Annotated in this window: 20 protein-coding genes; 9 read left to right on the top strand and 11 right to left on the bottom strand. The window is 58.0% G+C overall.

Features of this window, described 5'->3' with window-relative positions; genetic code table 11:
* Positions 1 to 31: 31 nt before the first annotated feature.
* From holA to HWX74_RS16645, 9 genes are all read right to left on the bottom strand, one after another.
* A complete protein-coding gene (gene holA / locus HWX74_RS16685) occupies positions 32 to 1,141 on the bottom strand; it encodes a DNA polymerase III subunit delta (RefSeq protein ID WP_176014723.1) in 1,110 nt (369 codons plus the stop codon).
* Between the two features lie 24 nt (positions 1,142 to 1,165).
* Positions 1,166 to 2,134, bottom strand: coding sequence for a glycosyltransferase (locus tag HWX74_RS16680; RefSeq protein ID WP_176014722.1), 969 nt, complete (start codon positions 2,132 to 2,134; stop codon positions 1,166 to 1,168).
* Positions 2,131 to 3,948, bottom strand: coding sequence for a glycosyltransferase family 39 protein (locus HWX74_RS16675; protein ID WP_176014721.1), 1,818 nt, complete (start codon positions 3,946 to 3,948; stop codon positions 2,131 to 2,133). Before HWX74_RS16675 ends, HWX74_RS16680 begins: the two co-directional genes overlap by 4 nt.
* Complete coding sequence (locus HWX74_RS16670; protein ID WP_176014720.1) at positions 3,945 to 5,081, bottom strand: aminotransferase class I/II-fold pyridoxal phosphate-dependent enzyme; 1,137 nt, start codon at positions 5,079 to 5,081, stop codon at positions 3,945 to 3,947. Before HWX74_RS16670 ends, HWX74_RS16675 begins: the two co-directional genes overlap by 4 nt.
* Positions 5,082 to 5,098: 17 nt before the next feature.
* Positions 5,099 to 6,130 (bottom strand): aldose epimerase family protein, encoded by a 1,032-nt coding sequence (locus tag HWX74_RS16665; RefSeq protein ID WP_176014719.1) that lies wholly within the window; start codon positions 6,128 to 6,130, stop codon positions 5,099 to 5,101.
* A complete protein-coding gene (gene rnhC, locus HWX74_RS16660) occupies positions 6,127 to 7,083 on the bottom strand; it encodes a ribonuclease HIII (RefSeq protein ID WP_176014718.1) in 957 nt (318 codons plus the stop codon). Before rnhC ends, HWX74_RS16665 begins: the two co-directional genes overlap by 4 nt.
* Positions 7,084 to 7,102: 19 nt before the next feature.
* Positions 7,103 to 8,197 carry a peptide chain release factor 2 gene (gene prfB, locus HWX74_RS16655; protein ID WP_176014717.1) on the bottom strand — a complete coding sequence of 365 codons (1,095 nt, stop codon included), beginning with the start codon at positions 8,195 to 8,197 and terminating at the stop codon, positions 7,103 to 7,105.
* Between the two features lie 66 nt (positions 8,198 to 8,263).
* Positions 8,264 to 8,947, bottom strand: coding sequence for a leucyl/phenylalanyl-tRNA--protein transferase (aat, locus tag HWX74_RS16650; protein WP_176014716.1), 684 nt, complete (start codon positions 8,945 to 8,947; stop codon positions 8,264 to 8,266).
* On the bottom strand, positions 8,947 to 9,279 hold the full coding sequence (locus tag HWX74_RS16645) for an STAS domain-containing protein (protein ID WP_176014715.1): 333 nt from the start codon (positions 9,277 to 9,279) through the stop codon (positions 8,947 to 8,949). Before HWX74_RS16645 ends, aat begins: the two co-directional genes overlap by 1 nt.
* 205 nt (positions 9,280 to 9,484) lie before the next feature.
* Between HWX74_RS16645 and HWX74_RS16640 the strand changes: the two genes are divergently transcribed.
* Genes HWX74_RS16640 through HWX74_RS16625 form a run of 4 tightly spaced genes read left to right on the top strand, consistent with a single transcriptional unit; the run spans position 9,485 to position 12,968 of the window.
* On the top strand, positions 9,485 to 11,107 hold the full coding sequence (locus tag HWX74_RS16640; RefSeq protein WP_176014714.1) for a SpoIIE family protein phosphatase: 1,623 nt from the start codon (positions 9,485 to 9,487) through the stop codon (positions 11,105 to 11,107).
* Complete coding sequence (locus HWX74_RS16635; RefSeq protein WP_176014713.1) at positions 11,104 to 11,451, top strand: Hpt domain-containing protein; 348 nt, start codon at positions 11,104 to 11,106, stop codon at positions 11,449 to 11,451. The genes HWX74_RS16640 and HWX74_RS16635 overlap by 4 nt, the downstream gene beginning before the upstream one ends.
* Complete coding sequence (locus tag HWX74_RS16630) at positions 11,448 to 12,545, top strand: hypothetical protein (RefSeq protein ID WP_176014712.1); 1,098 nt, start codon at positions 11,448 to 11,450, stop codon at positions 12,543 to 12,545. The genes HWX74_RS16635 and HWX74_RS16630 overlap by 4 nt, the downstream gene beginning before the upstream one ends.
* 27 nt (positions 12,546 to 12,572) lie before the next feature.
* Positions 12,573 to 12,968 carry a helix-turn-helix transcriptional regulator gene (locus HWX74_RS16625; RefSeq protein ID WP_176014711.1) on the top strand — a complete coding sequence of 132 codons (396 nt, stop codon included), beginning with the start codon at positions 12,573 to 12,575 and terminating at the stop codon, positions 12,966 to 12,968.
* Between the two features lie 58 nt (positions 12,969 to 13,026).
* On the opposite strand, the gene murI is transcribed toward HWX74_RS16625, so the two are convergent.
* Positions 13,027 to 13,848 carry a glutamate racemase gene (gene murI / locus HWX74_RS16620; protein WP_176014710.1) on the bottom strand — a complete coding sequence of 274 codons (822 nt, stop codon included), beginning with the start codon at positions 13,846 to 13,848 and terminating at the stop codon, positions 13,027 to 13,029.
* Between the two features lie 42 nt (positions 13,849 to 13,890).
* Positions 13,891 to 14,907 carry an IS110 family transposase gene (locus HWX74_RS16615; protein WP_176014518.1) on the bottom strand — a complete coding sequence of 339 codons (1,017 nt, stop codon included), beginning with the start codon at positions 14,905 to 14,907 and terminating at the stop codon, positions 13,891 to 13,893.
* 621 nt (positions 14,908 to 15,528) lie between these two features.
* Here HWX74_RS16615 and HWX74_RS16610 point away from each other — a divergent pair.
* The 5 genes from HWX74_RS16610 (at position 15,529) to HWX74_RS16590 (ending at position 20,392) form a co-directional block, all read left to right on the top strand.
* A complete protein-coding gene (locus tag HWX74_RS16610; protein ID WP_176014709.1) occupies positions 15,529 to 15,801 on the top strand; it encodes an Lrp/AsnC family transcriptional regulator in 273 nt (90 codons plus the stop codon).
* A 172-nt stretch (positions 15,802 to 15,973) separates the two neighbouring features.
* Positions 15,974 to 16,558 carry a hypothetical protein gene (locus HWX74_RS16605; protein WP_176014708.1) on the top strand — a complete coding sequence of 195 codons (585 nt, stop codon included), beginning with the start codon at positions 15,974 to 15,976 and terminating at the stop codon, positions 16,556 to 16,558.
* Between the two features lie 19 nt (positions 16,559 to 16,577).
* Positions 16,578 to 17,516 (top strand): UDP-glucuronic acid decarboxylase family protein, encoded by a 939-nt coding sequence (locus HWX74_RS16600; RefSeq protein WP_176014707.1) that lies wholly within the window; start codon positions 16,578 to 16,580, stop codon positions 17,514 to 17,516.
* A 2-nt stretch (positions 17,517 to 17,518) separates the two neighbouring features.
* Positions 17,519 to 18,907, top strand: coding sequence for a UDP-N-acetylmuramoyl-tripeptide--D-alanyl-D-alanine ligase (murF, locus tag HWX74_RS16595; protein ID WP_176014706.1), 1,389 nt, complete (start codon positions 17,519 to 17,521; stop codon positions 18,905 to 18,907).
* Positions 18,908 to 18,922: 15 nt separating this feature from the next.
* Entirely contained in the window at positions 18,923 to 20,392 is a 1,470-nt protein-coding gene (locus tag HWX74_RS16590; protein WP_176014705.1) for a UDP-N-acetylmuramoyl-L-alanyl-D-glutamate--2,6-diaminopimelate ligase, read from the top strand.
* The last annotated feature ends 52 nt before the right edge of the window (positions 20,393 to 20,444 follow it).

Genomic DNA, 20,444 nt, shown 5'->3' with positions numbered 1-20,444 from the left:
GTTTCGGCCGGAAAAGCGGCGCCGAAGCACTTCAGCGTTTGGCGCCGGTGATCTTCAAAATCAATTGTTCCAGAACAATTCTCGGTTCGCCGCCGCCGGAAACCAACCGCCGGTTGGCCTCCAGCAGCAGATCGAAATCACGCGCCAGTTCGGCATCCTCGAAGCTGCCGGCCCGCTCGACCAGCTTGAATGCCCGGAACGGATGCAACTGCAGAAGCATATTGCCCGGCAACGCTTTTTTGCGTTCATCCGGAATGGTGCTGAAATAGTTGCTGCCGATCCGCCGCGGCAACTGCAGCTCCGCCGCCGCCTGTTTCGCTTTTAAAATATCCTGAAAAGTCCGCACCGCATTGTTGAGCATCGACAGCTCCAGATTGCCGCCGCGCTGCGACCGCAGTTGCTGCATCAGAATATTGACGATGCGCAATGCCGCCGCCGGGTTGCGTTCCGCCAGCGCATCGGCGAAATCCCAGCTCAACGCTTCCGGTGTCTGGCTGCAGACCGCCCGGCAATCTTCCACCCGGACCACGGCCGCTTCTTCCCCCAGGAAACAGAAAATTTTTTCCAGCTCGCTCTGCAGCCGGCCGAAATCGCTGCCGACCGCGGCGATCAGATAATCGACCGCCGCCGGCTCCAGCCGTTTGCCGGCGGCGGCGGCGATCGCCTGAATGCGTTCGTTCTGGGTCTGGGCGAAATCGCGCGAGGCCAGGTCAGCCTTGCGGAGGAAGTCGCATTCAGCGCCGGCAGTCTTGAGCAGCTTGAAAAATGCTTTGCGCTGGTCGACGCCGGGACCGTCCATGATTACCGTCAATTCCGGCGGCAACGGCTCCTTGAAAAACTCCTGCACCCCCTTCATCACCGTCAGCAACGCTTCCGAGGCGCTGCCGGCCGTCGCCGCTTCGAAGTATGCGAAACTGCGCAGCCAGACGATCTTCTCCGGATTCAGGAACGGCGGCGTCCGCAACGCGGCAAGGAAATTGCCGACAATCGCCTCCGCCTTCAAATCCTCGGCGTCGCCGCGAACGATTTCCAGCGCCGGATTGTCTTCGAACTCCTCGCCGGCCAATTTGACGGCCAGCGCCCGCGCCCGCGCCTTGATCGCGAATTCATCATTCCCGCTGATCAAATACAGCTTGCCCATCCGTACTGCGCACTCCCGGTAAAATTATTGCTCGTCCCGGCGTCCGACGACTTCTTCGATGAAATAGCGCGGCCTGGAGCGCACATCGTTGTAAACCCGGGCCAGATATTCCCCCTGCAACCCCATGCCGACCATCATGCAGCCGAAGAACAGAAACATCGGCGCAAACAGCGTAAACACGCCGTTGGCCGCCCATTCCGCCCCGTACCAGAACCGCAGGACGAACAGCAGAACGCCGAACAACACGCCGAACAGCGCCATGAAGACGCCGACATAACTCAGCAGCCGCAACGGAAAGGTCGTCATGCAGGTCAGCAGATTGAATTGCAGATTGATCAACTTGATCAGCGAGTACTTCGATTCGCCGACCGCCCGTTCACAGTGCCGTACCGGAATCTCGCAGGTGGTCCGCGCAAAACTGTTGGCCAGCACCGGAATGAAAGTGCTCCGCTCCGGGCATTGCAGCATCGCGTCGACGATATGGCGCCGATAGGCCCGCAACATGCAACCGTAATCGTGCATGTTCACGCCGGTCGCTTTCTGCGCCACCAGATTGACCACCTTGGACGCCCAGCGGCGGAACAAGGTATCCTGCCGGTTCTGCCGGATGGTGCCGACAACGTCGTTGCCCTCTTCGGCCGCCTTGAGCAGATTCGGAATTTCTTCCGGCGGATTCTGCAAATCGGCATCCAAAGTAATCACCAAATCGCCGCGCACCTGGGCAAAGCCGGCCATGATCGCCGAATGCTGGCCGTAATTGCGGTTCAGAATACAGGCGACCACCCGGTCCGGGTTGGCGTTGGCCGCTTCGATCAACGCTTCGGTGGAGCCGTCGTGGCTGCCGTCGTCGATAAAAATAATCTCGTATTTCCGTCTGGTCTGCTCGCAACTCTTGATGGTCCGGTCGATCAATTCGGCCAGGCAGCCGATCTCATTGTAGACCGGAATCACCACTGAAATATATTGGATTTGACAATCCCGTCGATTCCTCATTGTTCCGTCCCCCGTTGGGTTGTTGTCGAATTGTTATCGTTGGCCAAAGTCGCCGAAACGCCCCTGGCATTCAATATCCATACCAGCATTTTGCGGCTCTTCGCATTTTCAAACGACAGGCGTTTTTCCTGATAATCCGGCCGTTTCACATCGATTTTGATCGGTAAAGCCGGCAGCGCCGCTTCCAACTCCGGCAGATATTTCGAATAAGCGATCAACACCGTCGGCCGCCCGGCGCGCGCCGTGAAAAACTCCGCCAGTTTCATACCGGAGACCCGCTCTTTTTCATCGACGGCCACTGCAATCGGCGCTGAAAACGCCACGTAGTAATTCAGGGAAGCGTTCGCTTCGACGCTGAAAAAGATCGTGTCCTCCGGTTCCACCGCCGCCGGCCAGTTGGCTTTCAATTCCCTGGCGAAGGGACGCAGCGTCCGGAGATCATCGAACGACGCTTTCAGCACTGAAAAACCGCCGGCGGCAAGAATCGTCACTCCCAGCACCATGCCGGCATAGTTGCGCGGCATGCCGGTCAACGCTTCCAGCCAGGTCCGCGACCGCCGTTCATCCACCGCCATCACCAGCAAAGTCAATGCCCCGAGCACCGGCAAGGCCACCAGAAACAGCAGCGGCAAATGAAAGCCGACCAGCTTGCTCCAGAACGGAATGACAATCACGCTGATCACCGCCAGCGAGCCGGCAAAAATCGCCAGATAGCGGAACGCCTCGATCAGGTAGCGTTTCCAGCGGTAGGCGTCGCTCACCGCGTCCGCCAGAAAATAACCGCCGAAAATCATGCTGTACGGCAGCAGCGGCAGGATGTAATACCAGCGCCGCGATTCCGAAGCGGAAAACAACGCAAAAACCAGCGCAAAACCGATCAACATCCCGCGGCCGTTCCACCCCAGGGACTTCCAGCGGTAAATCATCCAGCCCAGCCCGATCGTCGTAAAGACCGACCACGGCAGCAGCAAGCGCGGCAAATTGTAAGCATAACTGAAAAAGGGCTCGTCCTTATGATCGAACGCCGCGGTCGCCCGCTGAAAATTTTCCCGGATGAACAATCCCCAACCATCCAGTCCGTGCGACGGCAGTTGGTAAAACTCCGGCATCGGAAACACCGAGGACAAATAATAGATGCCGTAAAACACCCCGCCGGCAATCACGGCAGCCGCCAGCAGGGAGATTTTCAGATGATTGAGATAAAGTTTGTTCTCCCACAGCAATGGCACCGCCAGCACCGGAGGCACAATCAGAGCCGGAAGTCCTTTCAGATGCGCCCCCAGCGCGCAGATCAGGAAAAACACCAGATAAACCCAGAATCCGCCCCGGTAACGGTAACGGACGAACCAGGCCAGCGCCAGCATGATCACCGCCATATTGCCCATGTCGGCCTCCGCCAGCCGGCCGAACCACAGGAAACCGTAACTGCCGGCCATCAGCCAGCCGGCAGTCAACGCCACCTGGCGGTTGAACAGCTTTCTGGCGACATAGACCGTCGCCGCCAGGCCGGCCAGCGCCAGCAGCGCGCTGGGCAGCCGGATGATGAATTCATTCAACTGCCGGAAAATGAACGCCGCGGCGGCGATCAGCCAATAGGAGAGCAACGGCTTGTCGAAATACACCCGGCCGTTCAGCGCCGGATGCCAGTAGTCGCCGTTCAACTGCATTTCCCGGACGATTTCCGCCCAACGGTCCTCGGAACCCCGCAATCCCTCATATCCAAGCAGCACCAGCAGCGCCACGGCGGCAAAGAGATACAGCAGCAGCTCCGGATGCCGCAGGCGGCGCGCCCCATTGTCCGTCTGACCGGTCATGCCAGAACCTTCTTGATCGCGGCGACGACATCGTCGACATCCCGCTCCGTCATATCCGGAAACAGCGGCAGCGAACAGATGCGGTCGCTGTTCCATTCAGTATTCGGCAGCATTCCCGGCTGGAATCCCATCGCTTCGCGATAATACTTCTGCAGATGGGCGCAACGGAAATGCAGGCCGGTGCCGATATTCTCCGCCTTCAAGTCCGCCATGAACTGGTCGCGGCTGCACTGCGGCGACACCACCCGGACGATGAACAAATGCCAGGCGTGCGTATGTTCGTAAGCCGGCGCCTCAAGCGGCAGCACACCGTCGACTCCGGCCAATTGCTGGCGATAATACTGCGCCAATTCCCGGCGCCTGGCGTTGATCGCGGTCAACCGTTTCAACTGGCTGATGCCGAGCGCCGCCATCATGTCGGTCAAATTGTATTTGAAACCGGGAAACTGTACTTCGGCCTGCGGCGCCCGGCCGCGATTCTGGCGGTCGAACGCATCGCAGCCGATCCCGTGGAATTTCCACATCCGGACCGCCCTGGCCAATTCGGCGTCATCGGTCACCACCATGCCGCCTTCACCGGTGGTGATATTCTTGATCGCGTGAAACGAATAGATCGCCGTCCCGCCCGCCCCGACATGCCGCCCCTTGTAATAAGTGCCCAACGCGTGCGCGGCATCCTCGACGACCGGAATATCGCCGGCCACCGCCCGAATGGCATCCAGATCGGCCGGAGCGCCGGCATAATGCACCGGCAGAATCAGTTTCGTCCGCGGCGTAATCAACGACCGGACCGTCTCGGCGGAAACCATCAGCGTATCGCGCTCAATGTCGGCGAAAACCGGCGTCGCGCCGACCTGGACGATCATATTGATCGTCGACACCCAGGTGAGCGACGGGGTAATCACTTCATCGCCGGGACCGATGTTCATCGCCTTCAGGAGCACATGCATGCCGCCGGTCGCCGAAGTCAGCGCCACCGCGTACCGGTTGCCGGTCAACCGGCAGACCGCCTCTTCGAATTCAACATTCTTCGGACCGTTGGTAATCCAGCCGGAACGCATCACCTCGCCGACCGCGGCGATATCCTCTTCGTTGATCGCCGGTCTGGTAAAGGGCAAAAATTCACTTCTCATCGTGATTGATCCTCGCATTAACGTATCGCAAAACGATATTGGGTTTTCTGCCGGTAGGTTTCGCCGGGGCGCAAGACGACGCTCGGAAATTCCGGATGGTTGGGACTGTCCGGAAAATGCTGCGCTTCAAAGCAGAAACCGTCGAAACGGCGGTAACGGGCATCTTGTTTGCCGACCGCCAGGCCATCCAGAAAGTAACCGGTATAGAACTGGATGCCGGGTTCGGTGGTGAAACAACTCATCTCGATGCCCGACTCCGGCGCATAAGCCGCCGCCGCCAGCCGCAGCCCCTCGCCGTTCAACACGAAATTGTCATCGAAGCCGGCCGGCAGCGCCTTCAGGCAATCGCCGAACCGTCTGGAAGTCCGCAAATCATAGGCGGAACCGGCCACCTCGCGCAGTTCGCCGGTCGGAATCAATTCCGAATCGACCACCGTACGCCGCTCGGCGTTGACCAGAAATTCATGCGACAGGATGTTGCCGCTGCCGGCGCCGTTCAAGTTGAAATAACAGTGGTTGGTCAAATTCAGCACAGTCGGCGCCTCGCAACAGGCGGAGTATTCCAGCTCCACCACATCTTCCGCCGTCACGCAGTAGAGCAGACGCAGCGCCAGCTTTCCCGGGAAACCGCCATCGCCGTCCGGGCTCTCCAGCGTCAATTCCAACGCCTGGCCGTCCGGAATCTGGACAATCCGACTGCTCCACAACCGCCTGGAATAGGAACTCGCCCCGCTGTGCAGCAGATTGCCGTGGTCATTGGTCTCGAAACAATACGGTTTGCCGTCGAGCGTCAGCCGCCCTCCTTTCAACCGGTTGGCCAGCCGGCCGACGACACAGCCGAAATAATTGCCGTTGGCCAGATAATCCTCCGGCGCCCGGTAGCCGAGCACCACGTCGCGCAGCGCCTCCCGGCCGTCCGGCACATACAATGCCGTCATCGCCGCGCCCCAGTCAATGACTTTGACGCCAAATCCGTTGGCATTGGTCAGGAAATATTCCGTCACCGTCGTCCCATCGGCTAAACGCATGAATTCTTTCGCTTCAATCATTGGCAACCTTCTTTCATCAAACGGTCGATTAATTCCGCATAGGTTTTAAAATGTGTCTTGGTCAACCGGTCCAAAATTTCGATGCCCCGCGCCCGCGCCAACTCCAGCGCAGTTGCCGCCACCGTCGCCGAAGCGCCGCGCGGCAGTTCGCAACCGGCCAGCGCCGCCAATTGATTCATGCCGTTCAGGAACCCCTCCCGGGCCAGAATCGAAGCCGCCGCCACCGCGACATCCCGTTCCGCTTTGGTCTGCTGCTCCAGCACCACCCGGCGGCCGCGGCTCATCAGCGCGTTGCGGATCAAATGTTCGGCGCCGAATTTATCGGAGAGCATCCGCGGACACTCCGGCACCCGCTCCAGTAAATTTTCAATCACCCTGGCGTGGCCCCAGGCCAGAAAACGGTTCAAATTGCCGATTTGCCGATAAAGTTGATTATAACGCTCCGGCAAAATCGTCACCACCGTCCAGCGTCCCCCGACGATCCGCCGGATGCCGGAGGCCAGCTCGGCAATCTTTTTACCGCTTTTCACCGTTTTCGAATCGCGCACGCCCAATTTCAACAATTCGGCGCCGGAGTCGGCGTCGACACAGACGCCGGCAATGACCAGCGGCCCGAAAAAATCCCCCTTGCCGCTCTCGTCAATGCCGCCGTGCGGCAGAATCTCTTCCGCGGCCGCCTCCTCGTTCCGCTCATAGCCGAAACCGGCCCGATGCAGGATTTCCGGCTCCAGCGTAAACAACACGAAATCGGCGGTTCCGCCGCCCTGCACGGTCAGCTTGCCGCTCCGGTAGGCGACGACATTGACCTTTTCGCCGACCGCTTTCCAATGGGCGTAAGGCTGCTCTTTGAACTCCCAACCGCGCTCCCGAAGCAGAGCGGCAAGCCGTTCAATCTCCCCGGCGGAAAGTTCCGCGACATAGGAAGTCACCTTGCTGGCGGCGACGTTTGGCATTGCTTTATTTTCTCCAGCGTTATTTGCTGACCGCCTTGAGGTATGCTTCGATGAAGCGGTCGATTTCGCCGTCCAGCACCGCAGCGGTGTTGCCGGTCTCCTCTCCGGTCCGCAGATCCTTGACCATCTGGTACGGCTGCAGCACATAGGACCGGATCTGGTTGCCCCAGCCCATCTCGGTTTTTTCGCCGCGCAGAATATCCGCTTCGTTGCGCCGCTTTTCCTCTTCCAACTGGTAGAGCTTGGCTTTCAGCATGTTCATCGCCGTCGCCCGGTTCTTGTGCTGGGAGCGTTCGTTCTGGCAGCAGACCACCGTCCCGGTCGGAATATGGGTGATGCGCACCGCGCTGTCGGTGGTATTGACGTGCTGCCCGCCGGCGCCGCTGGAACGATAGGTGTCGATCCGCAAATCTTTTTCATCGATTTCGATGTCGATGTCGTCGTCCAGCACCGGAAAAATATCCACCGAAACGAACGAGGTGTGCCGCCGGGCATTGCTGTCGAACGGGGAAATGCGCACCAGCCGGTGCACCCCCTTCTCCGAACGCAGATAACCATAGGCGAACTCGCCGTCCAGTTCCAGCGTCACGCTCTTGATGCCGGCTTCTTCGCCCGGCTGCATGTCGATGATCGACTCTTTCCAGCCGCGCCGTTCGCCGAAGCGCCGGTACATTCTCAACAGCATCGAGGCCCAATCGCACGACTCGGTGCCGCCGGCCCCGGCATGAATGGTAAGGTAGACATTGTTGCGGTCGAATTTCCCGGACAAAAAGCTCAACAGCTCGATCTCATCCAATTCACGGGACAAATCAAGCCAGGCATTTTCCGCTTCCGGCAGCAGCGTTTCGTCCTCCGCCAGCAATTCCAGCAGCACTTCGAAATCTTCCACTTCGCGCGCCAGGCGGTCATACGGTTCGAGCAGGTTCCGGCAGGAACTCAACGCCGCGACGGTATTCTGTGCGTCTTCCTTGCGGTCCCAGAAATCCGCCGCCGCCATCTTCGTTTCGATGGCGGCCATCTCCTCCCGTTTCCGGGCAATTTTCAAAAATTCGCCCAAATGCTCCAGGCGGGCGCGCGCCGCTTTTCCGGCCTCGGAAAGTTCTTCAAAAGTCATATCTTCTCCCGTCGTTCCCCACGGGATATCCCGCTTGAACCGATCCGTTGATTGTCCATTTACTGATCAAGCGGGTAATATATCTTCTTCTCCGTCGTTTTTCAAGTCGCCCAGCGCCCGTTCCAACCGCTGCAGATATTCGTCCCGCCCGATGCAACAGGCGCCCAGCCGTTCAAAAAGCGGACTGGGTACCTGGGTATCCACCCATTCGACTTGCCGTTCACGCCGTAAAAAGTCCAACGCGTTGACCAACGCAAACTTGGAAGCGCCGTCGACCAGATGAAACATGCTTTCACCGGCGAAAAAACGGCCGAGCAACACGCCGTACAGCCCGCCGACCAGCCGGCCGGCGGCATCCCAGGCCTCGAAACTCCAGGCGCCGCCCGCCCGATGCAGTTCCCGGTAAGCCCGGATCATCTTCGGCGTAATCCAGGTGCCCTGCTCTCCACGGCGCTTCACCGCCGCACATTGCCGGATGACCGCATCGAAATCGGCATTGACGCTGAAAGTCCACGGCGCCTTCTTCAATTCCCGGCGCAAACTGCGCGGCAACTGCAAACGGTCCAGGAACAGGACGCTGCGAACCGGCAAGGCAAACCAGAGAATATGAGCCCGATCGCACGGCCAGGGAAAAATGCCGTGGGTATAAGCATCCACCAACGCTGCCACGCTCAAATCTCCGCTCCAGGCCAGGAACCCCTCTTCATCGGCGTCGGCGACCGGCGGAAAGAATCGGGACGGCGGCAGCATCACCTGCGTCCGGCGCGCGCCGCGTCCACCGAATCGTAGATATCGAGAATCTTATAGCTCCTGGTAATTTCAAAGACGATGCGCGGTTTGGCCTGCAACGCCGCCAACTTCAAACTGCCGCCGCAATCGGAAGCCAGTTGAAACAGATAAATCAGCGCGCCCAAACCGGTGCTGTCGATATAATTCATCCGCTCCAGGTCGAGGACCAGTTGCTTGTGCTCGCTGACAATCTGACTGAGTATTCGTTTAAATTCTCCGGCGGCATCCGCCGTCAATTGCCCGTCTACCACCACCACCATGCAATCATCCAACGGCTGTTGGGTAATCTCCATTTTTTTCAAATCCTCCCGATAATTCATAGTTACAAAAATTATTCTCTAATTTTAATCTATATTCATATCGAACAATTCGCAATCGTTGAATTTTGAAAACTTCAATAAAAAAAACTCAACCTTTTAGTTGTTTTTCCCAAAAGACCCTCTATAGTATTTCAAACGGCCTCTAAAAATTCGACAAAGTAAGTTACCGGTAATTTTTATGAAAGAACAATACAAGATTTTGGCAGTCGATGACGAGAAATTCAATCTGCTGTTATTGAAGTCCTGCCTGAAAAATGAAAACTTCCAATTGACCAGTTGTACCGACGCCATCGACGCGCTGCAGGAATTCAAAAAGGACGATTTCGATCTTGTCTTGCTGGATATCATGATGCGCGGCATCGACGGCTTCGAAGTACGCAAGCTGATCCGGGAGCTGAACAAGCAGGTCCCGATCATTTTTCTCACTTCGCTGGTGGACGACTTGAACAGTACGCTGCTGGTCAAAATTTCCGATGACCCCTATACCTATTACCTGAATAAATCGTTCGACAAGCAAAGCCTGCTGAAAAAAATCAACCAGGCCATCACCGCCTACCGGGATCAGATGGCCGCCGATCAGTATTACCATAAACTGGAAGCGGACCTGACGCTGGCCGGCGAAGTGCAGAAAATCATGCTGCCGACCTGGGCAACGCTCAACGACCAGATCATCTCCAGTTATCTGTACGCGCCGGGCGTTAAGGTCAGCGGCGATATTTTCGAAATGGTTGCCCTGTCGCCGCAGCACTATCTCTGCCTGATCGGCGACATTTCCGGGCACGGCATCCAGGCGGCGCTCTATATGAGCGCCATCCAGTCCTATTTGAAAGTCCTGCTGGCCGCCGCCGCCAGCCCGGACCTGCTGGAGCCGCACGACATTCTCAACCAGATCAACTCCTTTTTCAACAACGACCTCAACGGCGAAAACTACATGACCTGCCTGGTCGCCATCTTCGATTTCCAGCACAATCTGCTGCGTTACCAGAGCGCCGGCCACCCCGGCATCATCTGCTGTACGGCGGCGCACGACGAATCCTGGATGATCGAAGACAACGGCCGCGGCGGCATTCCGATCGGCTGGCGGCGCAATTACATCTACGACGCGGCGGACAATGTGGAATACCATTTCAGCGATGATACGATTTTCATGTTCTACACCGACGGTATCCTCGATCTGCGCAACGCGGCGGACGAGCTGGCCGGGGAAAGCAACTTTCGTATGCTGGTCGGGCCATTGCCCAGCGAATGCGACGTCGTCACCCTGCCGTTCCGGCTGCGTTACGCCCTCTCGCAGATCGGCTACAATTTGCCGACCGACGACATCTGCCTGGTGGCGCTGCAGAAAAATGTCCCGTCCGCCAACGTCATGTACCGGGTCATCACGCCGGATACCGCGCTGGTCAGCACCACCGCGGCGGAATTCGCCGATTTTCTCCGGCAGCGTTTCGATTTGTACGACCTGTCGGTCAAAATCGAACTGCTGCTCAGCGAGTTTCTGAACAATATCATCATCCACGGCCTGGAATCCCACAAACACAACCAGAGCGCCATCGTCATCCGGATGGAACTGCTGTCCGACGAGGTGCTCATCAAAGTCATGGACCGCGGCAAAATCTGGAACTATACGCCGACTTACAGCGACAGCGCCTCATTCCTGGAAATGCAGAACCAGATGATGGCGACGTCGGGGCGCGGCATGGCAATCATTCACAGCATCGCCAATTCCATCAGCCGCAACCATTACTGCGGTTTAAACACCACCATATTTTCCATCTTAACAACCCAGCAGGTAGAGCAATGAGCGCAAGAGACGACATCATCCGAACCGTGACGGAGTACATCAATGAAAACCTCGGCATCGACGATGCGGAAACCATCGCCATGCTGTGGGAAACTTACCTGGAAACTTTTGACGGCACTCTGCCGGAACTGACCCGGGCAATTTCCGCCGGAATCGCGGCCGATGTTCAGCATAGCGCCCACGCGCTGAAAGGATGCTCCGCCAATATCGGCATGGAGGAAATCCGGGCGCTCAGCTATCAGCTCGAATGCGCCGGCCGCAACCACGACCTGGCGCAGGCCCCCGAAGTATTGAACCAACTCATCGCGCTGCGCCAGGCGCTGCCGGATACGCTGGAACCGTGATCATCGACACTCCATCTTCTCCGTCGCCGACTCGCTATACCGTCGACGGCAGCGCGGGGTTCGAGCAATGGTTGTCCCAGTCGCTTGAGCAACTGGGAGCGGCCGTTGCCGCGTTGCCGGTCTGCCGGCAGATTTTCGCCGTCATCCTCGGCGGCAGTTACGGCCGGGGCGAAGGCGGCATTTTTCATGCGCCGGACGGCCGGGAAGCATTGTACAACGATCTGGATTTATTCGTGCTGGTGCACGGCATAGAACGCCGGGAACGGCGGCGCGTCGACCAGGTGCTGCGGGAACTGGGTTCCGCCTGGAGCGCCAAACTCGGCGTCGACGTCGACTTCGCGCCCTGCCGCACCGTCCGCTCCCTGCATAGAGTCGGCCATACCCTGATGTACCGGGAACTCAAAGCCGGGCATCGCCTCCTGTACGGTCCGGTCGATGCCCTGGCCAGCCTGCCGGCCTTCGATTGGCAACAGTTGCCATTTGCCGAAGGTAACCGGTTGCTGCTCAACCGCGGAACCGGCCTGGCCCTGGCCGCCCATCGTCTCCGGCAACCGGAACCGGGCGGGGAAAATATCGATTTCATCGCCCGCAATATCTTCAAAGCCCTGCTCGGCTGCGGAGACGCCTTCCTGATCGCCCGGCGGCAGTATGGCCCGGGAATCCGGGAGCGCGCCCGATCCCTGCGGCAGGCCGCCCCGGCGGAACTGGCCGATTGGTACGAAAAAGCGATGGCATTCAAATTCCAGCCCGGCCGACCGGAGCTGGAAGCCCTGCCGGATTTATGGCGCCAGGCGCTGGAACTCTGGCTTTCGACCTGCCGGAACGCGCTGGAAGCGATCACCGGCCGGGAACTGCCGACGCCGGAAGCGCAGCGGAACGCATTGAAAAATGCCGCCTGTCTGCACGAAGGCAGCCGGTGGCGCAACTGTCTTTTGAACATCCGCTACCATACCGGAAACCTCTTGCAGCATCCGCGCCGTCAGTTGCTGATCGAACTGCATCGCTATTTGACCACCCATCGCCAACTGACGGATTATCGGCCGGAAGAGCGGCAATGGAAAGATTATTTCCAATTATGGCAACGTTTCAATTAAATATCATTACCCAAGGATCCTGAAAAAATGAAAGACGAACAACCGGCCAAAAAGTTTCCATCGATGCTGAAGAGCGTCATCAACAAGTACAATCTGAAAAATGTTTCGCTGGCCAACGAGCTGGGCGTCACCTCGCAGTACATCTCCAAGATTCTCAGCGGCAAATGCCTGCCGAGCCGCGACCAGATCGAGAAAATTCTCAGCTATCTGGACCACAACAACGTGCCCAACAGCGAACAGCGCGCGCTGGCCAGCAGTTTCGTCGAGGACAAGACCGGTTTTTTCTATGAGATCGCCGATCTGGAACTGACCGCCAAAAATCAGTTGGAAAAAAAGCTGCTCACCGATTTTCGCATGCTTTCGATCGAAGGACAGAAAAAGACCCTGGCTTACATCAATCAACTGTTGATCGAATCGCTGTAGGCACATAGAGCCGGCAACGCAGGACGCGCCTCCGGCCGGCCCGAAGCGACCGGCTTCGCTATTCCGGGAATTCCAGTGAAACTTTTTCCACCCGTTCCGGGGTGCGCTTCAAAAAACGAGCCGCATGCGCCGGGAATGCCGAGTGCATGTCGGTGACGAAAAATCTGGACTGCGATTTTTTGCCTGGCATTGCCGCCAAAGCGTTCGCCGTCAAATACTCCGCAACATATTCCGCGCAGGCGGTCGCACTGTCGACGATGTTCACCCGCCCGGCAAAATAGCGATCCAGCGCCGCTTTGAACAACGGATAGTGGGTGCAGCCCAGCAGCAGCGCGTCCGGCGGATTGGCTCTGACTCCGCCCAGGTAAAGTTCCAGCACCGCCTCGGCCAGCGGCGAATCCCCCAGGCCTTCCTCCGCCAGCGGCACCAGCAGCGGACAGGGAATGCTTTCCACCAGCAAAGACGGATCGACGGCGTGAATGCCGCGCCGGTAGGCGTCGCTGTTGATCGTCGCCCGGGTGCCGATGACGACTATCCGGCGGGCCCCGGAGGCGACGGCGGCCTGCACGCCGGCATCGATGACACCGAGCAGATGAGCCGCCGGGAACTGCCGCTTCAATGCCGGCAGGGCAACCGAAGAGACCGTATTGCAGGCCACGACGATCATCTTGACGCCGCGCTGCAACAGAAAATCGACATCCTGATGCGAAAAACGCTTGATCGAATCCACCGACTTGTCCCCGTACGGCACCCGGGCGGTATCGCCGAGATAAATGATATCCTCCGCCGGCAAACGCCGCGCCATCGCCTCGACCACCGTCAAACCGCCCAAACCGGAATCGAACACGCCGATCGGCCGGTTGTCAAACTGTTCCGCCATGATTCTCCCATGATAAATTTCCACTTCGATGTCGAGAAAAACTCAATTTTTTACGAGCTTGAATTGAGTAAAATTCTCAAACATCCAATTGTTTTTTAATGTTCTATACACGATATCGAGGAATTTGCGAGCCAAGGCGATATTGGCTTTCGCACCTCCCCGCCGACTTTTTACCGATTCATGAAAGGCATTGAGATACGGGCTGTAGCGTTTGGCGATCAAAGCGCATTGCACCAAAGCGGTTCTGGCGATCTTGCTGCCGCTCTTCGTGATTCTTCCGTGGCAAACCGTGTCATTTGAATTGCTCACTCTGGGGACGATTCCGATATAAGCGGCCAACTGCTTTGCCGATCGGAAATCAGCGATATTGCCGATGGTTGCCAACAGGATCGCCGCACCTTTCGAGCCGATTCCCTTGATGGATTTCAGGTTGTCGAAGCCGTCCATCTTGCTGCCGTGATCCTCAATCGCCTTATCCAGTTTTTCAATGCTTTTGTTCAGACTGCGAATCTGTTCGACAACCACCAGCATTTCCGTGTCGGTGATCGGGTCGAAGTGATAACTCAATGCTTTCAAAAGCCCTTTCTCCGTGGACAGTTCTTCCCGTTTCAGCACGATGAAGTTAGCTGCTAACAGATTGTTGACTTTGTTTTTCAATACGGTACGCAACTGAACCAGTTTTTCCCTGGTCTGCGTCAGACTTGAAATTTTCGCCTGCAAATCGTCTTTCACTCTTACCTCCGGAAGCATATCCTTTTCCAGGAACTCCGCCAACACTTTTGCGTCATGTTTGTCCGTCTTTTTGGTGGACATGCTGATGACTTTGAACTGTGATGGATTCACCACCACCAGTCGCCCGACATGAGCTTTCAGCGAGCTGCAAAACATGAACGTATTTCCGGTCGCCTCCACCGCCATCGCCGTGTTCGGACCGAGCATTGCGGCAAAGCCCTTCAGTTCGGTAATCTCACACTTGCCGATTTTCCGTTCTTCCCCATTTACCCGGATGCAATAAGTAAAATTGTTCCGGTGCAAATCCACTCCAACAAAACTTGTCATCATTCTCTGCCTCCATTCGTTTTTCACGAATCGAAGCGGAACTGCTGTCACGGCCTCACCATCCTCCCATACAGAGTAGTCGATTAATCAGTCGCTCTCTACGGTGGCGCTCTGGTTTACAGATCTGACTAATCTCCTTTCCGGGGTCGTCATCGTTTCTGATGCGCCTCATTGAAACATTCAGTCTGCAACCTGTCCGCTTCCAAACGTGTAAGTTAATCGCCATAAATTACACGCAGAAAGCTGATTCCGCGAACGTCAGTTATTTATCATACCATCTCCTTTCACAGACCGCTGCCGGAAAACACGATCCGGACGGCGGGATGGGAAAATGTACCAGCCGGAACCGGAAAAGACAAATTTTTTCTCTTCAAATTCTCTTTTTTCCTTGTCCTCCGTGTTCATGATATGGTCGATTCTGCCATATTATCGCGGAAACCGCCGGCAATTTCGTACAAAATTGTCCAAACTTATCCCCCAAAGCCCAGAGGCCGCGCCGGGAAAACGGAAAAAAAGTACCATCGCATTTGCATTCGTTCCCGGCATGATTATTGTATCGGCAAGAGGTGTTGCTTCCCAGCGCCTCCCGCAGTCATAAACCAATCATTACTGAAAGGGAACATGATGGTAACAGGAATTGTTTTGGTAAACGTCGAAAGAGCGATGTTGCGTCAGGTCATCGATAGCTTCATGAAGATCGACGGGGTCACGGAAGTCTATGCCGTCGCCGGCGAATACGATCTGGTGGTGATGATTCGAGTCAAGAGCAACAACGAGCTTTCGGAAATCGTGGCGGGCAAGATGACGCGCGATATCGCCGGCATCATCCATACCAAGACTCTAATCTCACTGGAAGCGCGAGCCCACGTTGACTTAGACAAGGTGTTTTGCTAACCCGGAGATACGTCAAAGCGGCCCGGCGGCGGAAGGAACCGAATCTTTTCGCCGCTTTTTTCTATTTTCCTCCTCATATTGTCGGTGAAATCCGCAAATTTCATTTGTGAAAGGCGGTCGAACGGTGTAAATTTCCCAGTAAGCTCAATTTCAATATTTGGAGATGTCACCCATGATGAATCGAATCGCCCTGGCGGGTTTGTTGCTGTTTGCCGTTTTGAATTTCATACTGCTCTGCGGCTGCTCCCATACCATTCTGGTGCCGGAGGTGCTCCAGCAGCAGCTCGATGAAAAAATCTATACCGCCTGCAATCTGTGGGTGCAGGATCCGGACCGCATCTCCTGTCTGAACATTCAACAGGGCCGCCTCCTGCCGGTCGGCACGGCTGTCGACATCGTCGAAGCGTCGACCGACCGGATCGTATTCACCGATCCGGCCGGCACCCGTTACACCATCCGGTACGACGCCGGCACGATGATGCTGCCGATCGAAGAGTACATCCGACAGATCTTCACGTTGCAGCCGCCGGAAAAATTGCTGGCCGGCATCGACCCCGCGACGGTCGACAAAATCAGGCGCGGGGTGATCGAGCCGGGCATGACCGGGCGCGACGTGTTGCTGGCCTACGGTTATCCGGTGGCCAGCCGGACGCCGTCGCTCGCCAATTCCAGTTGGCTGTACTGGGTGGGCCCGGATCAGACCGTCCGGATCATCTTCCGCGGCGACAAAGTCACCGCGCTGGTCAATTCCAAATAAATCCGGAGCGGCTGGCGACATGAAAAAAAAGACGATCCTGGTTACCGGCGGCGGCGGTTTTATCGGCTCCCATCTGTGCGAACGGCTGCTGAAAGAGAATTATGACGTCATCTGTGTCGATAACTTTTATACCGGTTCCAAAAACAACATCCGGCATCTGCTGAGCCATCCGGACTTCGAACTGATCCGCCATGACATCACTCTCCCGCTGGTTGCCGAAGTCGATGCCATCTTCAACCTGGCCTGCCCCGCCTCGCCGGTGCACTATCAGAACGATCCGATTCACACGACCAAAACCTGTGTCGTCGGAGCGATCAATATGCTCGGGTTGGCGCTGCGGCTGCGCATTCCGATCCTGCAGTCCTCGACCTCGGAGGTCTACGGTGATCCGACCATCCATCCGCAGCGGGAGGAATATTGGGGCAACGTCAACTGCATCGGTCCGCGCAGTTGCTACGACGAAGGAAAGCGCTGTGCCGAAACCTTGTTTTTCGACTATCACCGCCAATGCGGCGTCGACATCAAAGTCGTCCGGATTTTCAATACCTACGGTCCGCGGATGCTGCCCAACGACGGCCGGGTGGTCAGCAATTTCATCGTTCAGGCGCTGCGCGGAGAGGACATCACCATTTACGGCGACGGCCAACAGACCCGCAGCTTCTGCTATATTGACGACATGATCGAGGCGTTGCTGCGGATGATGCGGCAGGGACCGGAAGTGCACGGCCCGTTCAACCTCGGCAATCCGGCGGAATTCACCATGCTGGAACTGGCGGATTTGATCATTCGCCTGACCGGTTCCAAATCGCGTAAAGTTTTCAAACCGCTGCCGGCCGACGATCCGGTCAAACGGCGTCCGGACATCAGCCGGGCGCAGCAGACCTTGCACTGGCAGCCGCAGATCGGGCTGGAGGAAGGATTGAAAAAGACGATCGCTTATTTCGACGGAGTGCTGTAATCATGACCGGGCCGGGATTTACCGCTGCCGAACTGGCCGCCTTCACCGGCGGGGAATGGCGCTTCCTGCCGCCGTCCGGCGACCTGACGGTTTCCGGGGTCGCCACCGACAGCCGCCGGGATTGCCGCGGCCGGCTTTTTGCGGCGTTGGCCGGAGAACGATTCGATGCCCACGATTTCCTGCCGGCGGCAATCGCCGCCGGCTGCGCCGCTTTGCTGATCGACCGGACGGCGATCGGAAAACTGCCGGTGCCCTGCCCCTGTCCGGTGCTGCTGACCGCCGACACGCTTGCGGCTTACCAGGCGATCGCCGCCGGACACCGGAACCGTTTTCCCAGTCTGCTCGTCGCCGCCGTCACCGGCAGCGTCGGCAAAACCAGCGTCAAGGAGATGCTCCGCAGTATCTTTGCCGCCGTTTACGGTGCGGAACAGGTGCTCTATACCCTCGGCAACACCAACAACCAAATCGGCGTCCCGCAGAACCTGCTGCGGCTGCACGCCGGCATCCGCTGTGCAATCATCGAAATGGGGACCAGTGCGCCCGGAGAGATTGCGCCGTTGAGTCGGACGGCCTCCCCCAATGCCGCCTTGGTCAACGCCATCGCGCCGTGTCATCTGGAAAAACTGCATTCGCTCGACGGCGTTGCCGCCGAAAAAGCCGATATTTTCACCGCACTGCGGCCGGACGGCCTGGCGGTCATTCCAGCCCAGTCGCCGGGCGAAACGATTCTGCGCGCCGCCGCCGCTCCTTTCCGGACGGTCAAATTCGGTCCCGGCGGCGATGTTCAGGCGACTTATCTCGGCGGCAATCTGTCCGGCAGCCGGATCGAATTATCTTTCGCCGACGGTACCATTTTGCCGGTTGACTGGCATCTTTCCGGCCGCCATCAGGCCATGAACGCGGCGGCCGCCGCCGCGCTGGCCGCCGGACTCGGCATCCCGCCGGCGGCAATCGCCGACGGCTTGCGGCACTGCGAACTGCCGGGCATGCGCATGGAAATTTCCCGGCGCGACGGCAATGTTTATGTCAACGACGCGTACAATGCCAATCCCGGCAGCATGATTGCCGCGCTGGAACATCTGGCGGAGTTCATTCATCCGGAGGAGTGGCTCCTGGTGCTGGGCGACATGCTGGAACTCGGGACATATGAAGAGCGGGAACACCGCGCCGTATTGGACGCGCTGACCCGGCTGCTGCCGACGGTCCGTGCCATTCTGGTCGGTCCGCGCTTCCGGGCGGCCCTGCCGGCGGCGTCACCGTTCCTCCACACGGCGGCGGACGCCGAAGCCGCCCGGGTGCTGCTGCGGCAACTGCGCCGGGAGGGCGATTTTATTTTTCTAAAAGGTTCCCGTGGAATTCATCTGGAAAATATCATGCCAACCACGTTGTGAGGAGTTCGCATTATCATGGCCCAATTGCTTTCAACTTTGCTGGCGGCCTTGCCGAGCCGGGTAACCCATTCGGTAAAATATGACTTCGTCGTCAACGGTCTGACCAATGACTCCCGGCGCGTCAAGAGCAATTACCTGTTCTGCGCCATCCGGGGCGCCGACGCCGACGGCAACGCCTTCATCCCGGAGGCGATCGCCGCCGGCGCCAAAGTGATCATCCACACCGCCGACTGTCCGGATCGACAGCCCAACATCATCTACCTGCAGGTGCCGGACGCTTACGAGGCCTACAGCCGTCTGGCGGCGGCCTGGTTCGATTATCCGGCCCAGAAATTGAAGCTGCACGGCATCACCGGCACCAACGGCAAAACCACCAGCGCCTATTTGCTGTACCAACTCCTGACAACCGGCGGACGTCATTGCGGTTTGCTCAGCACGGTGGAGTACCGGCTCGGCAGCCGGACGCTGCCGGCGGAACGCACGACGCCGGCGGCTTACGAGTTGCAGGCTTATTTCGCCGAAATGCGGGACAACGGCGTCACCGATGTCGTCATGGAAGTCTCCAGCCATGCGCTGGCCCAGCATCGCCTCGGCCTTCTGAAATTTCACAGCGCCATCTTCACCAACCTGACCGGAGATCATCTGGACTACCATCGCACGATGGACAATTACTTCGCCGCCAAGCAGAAACTGTTCGCCGAACATCTGCATCAGGCCGGTACGGCCATCATCAACATCGACGATCCCTGGGGCGCCAAACTGGCCGGCCTGCTGCCCAAGCCGGTCAAGCGTCTGACCTTCGGTGAAACCGCCGAAGCCGACGTACAATTCGCCATCCAGAGACTGAGCGCGGCGGGAACGCGCTTCACACTGACGCGCCAGGGCCGCACGCGGCCATTTCAAACCGCCTTGATCGGCCGTCACAACGTTTACAACCTGACCGGCGTCATTCTGGCCGCCCACGCCAACGGCCTGCCGCTGCCGCAAATCGCCGAAACGCTCGAACAGCCGTGCCCGGTTCCCGGCCGGCTGGAATCGATCGCGGCGCCGCGCGGCATCCGTTTCTTCGTCGACTACGCCCACACCGACGACGCGTTGTACAATGTTTTGAACATTCTGCGAGCCATCGCCCCGCGCCGGGTGATCACCGTCTTCGGCTGCGGCGGCGACCGCGACCGCACCAAACGGCCGCGGATGGGCAAGGTGGCGGCGGAACACTCCGATTTATGCATCGTCACCAGCGACAATCCCCGCAGTGAAACGCCGGAGGCGATCATCGCTGACATCCGGACCGGCATGCCTTCGGAAGCCGCCGTTCAAATCGAACCGGACCGGCGGCAGGCGATCGCCCTCGCCTACCGGCTGGCGGAACCGGAAGACTTGATCCTGGTCGCCGGCAAAGGCCATGAAAACTACCAGGAAATCAACCATGTCAAACACCCTTTCGACGACCGCGAAGTCATCCGCCGGTTGATCGGCAATTGAAGCAGCGCCGGGCCGGAACGGCGTTTTTTCCGCTCATTTCTCCGGAAAGTGC

It is taken from the genome of Victivallis sp. Marseille-Q1083 (assembly GCF_903645315.1).
Classification (GTDB): domain Bacteria; phylum Verrucomicrobiota; class Lentisphaeria; order Victivallales; family Victivallaceae; genus UMGS1518.
Note: the sequence above shows the minus strand (reverse complement) of the source record. Positions and strands in the feature narration are given on the sequence as shown.

Coding starts and splice junctions, on each gene's coding strand:
- holA (WP_176014723.1), bottom strand. CDS start 1,141: ATGGGCAAGCTGTATTTGATCAGCGGGAATGATGAATTCGCGATCAAG.
- HWX74_RS16680 (WP_176014722.1), bottom strand. CDS start 2,134: ATGAGGAATCGACGGGATTGTCAAATCCAATATATTTCAGTGGTGATT.
- HWX74_RS16675 (WP_176014721.1), bottom strand. CDS start 3,948: ATGACCGGTCAGACGGACAATGGGGCGCGCCGCCTGCGGCATCCGGAG.
- HWX74_RS16670 (WP_176014720.1), bottom strand. CDS start 5,081: ATGAGAAGTGAATTTTTGCCCTTTACCAGACCGGCGATCAACGAAGAG.
- HWX74_RS16665 (WP_176014719.1), bottom strand. CDS start 6,130: ATGATTGAAGCGAAAGAATTCATGCGTTTAGCCGATGGGACGACGGTG.
- rnhC (WP_176014718.1), bottom strand. CDS start 7,083: ATGCCAAACGTCGCCGCCAGCAAGGTGACTTCCTATGTCGCGGAACTT.
- prfB (WP_176014717.1), bottom strand. CDS start 8,197: ATGACTTTTGAAGAACTTTCCGAGGCCGGAAAAGCGGCGCGCGCCCGC.
- aat (WP_176014716.1), bottom strand. CDS start 8,947: ATGCTGCCGCCGTCCCGATTCTTTCCGCCGGTCGCCGACGCCGATGAA.
- HWX74_RS16645 (WP_176014715.1), bottom strand. CDS start 9,279: ATGGAGATTACCCAACAGCCGTTGGATGATTGCATGGTGGTGGTGGTA.
- HWX74_RS16640 (WP_176014714.1), top strand. CDS start 9,485: ATGAAAGAACAATACAAGATTTTGGCAGTCGATGACGAGAAATTCAAT.
- HWX74_RS16635 (WP_176014713.1), top strand. CDS start 11,104: ATGAGCGCAAGAGACGACATCATCCGAACCGTGACGGAGTACATCAAT.
- HWX74_RS16625 (WP_176014711.1), top strand. CDS start 12,573: ATGAAAGACGAACAACCGGCCAAAAAGTTTCCATCGATGCTGAAGAGC.
- murI (WP_176014710.1), bottom strand. CDS start 13,848: ATGGCGGAACAGTTTGACAACCGGCCGATCGGCGTGTTCGATTCCGGT.
- HWX74_RS16615 (WP_176014518.1), bottom strand. CDS start 14,907: ATGACAAGTTTTGTTGGAGTGGATTTGCACCGGAACAATTTTACTTAT.
- HWX74_RS16610 (WP_176014709.1), top strand. CDS start 15,529: ATGATGGTAACAGGAATTGTTTTGGTAAACGTCGAAAGAGCGATGTTG.
- HWX74_RS16605 (WP_176014708.1), top strand. CDS start 15,974: ATGATGAATCGAATCGCCCTGGCGGGTTTGTTGCTGTTTGCCGTTTTG.
- HWX74_RS16600 (WP_176014707.1), top strand. CDS start 16,578: ATGAAAAAAAAGACGATCCTGGTTACCGGCGGCGGCGGTTTTATCGGC.
- murF (WP_176014706.1), top strand. CDS start 17,519: ATGACCGGGCCGGGATTTACCGCTGCCGAACTGGCCGCCTTCACCGGC.
- HWX74_RS16590 (WP_176014705.1), top strand. CDS start 18,923: ATGGCCCAATTGCTTTCAACTTTGCTGGCGGCCTTGCCGAGCCGGGTA.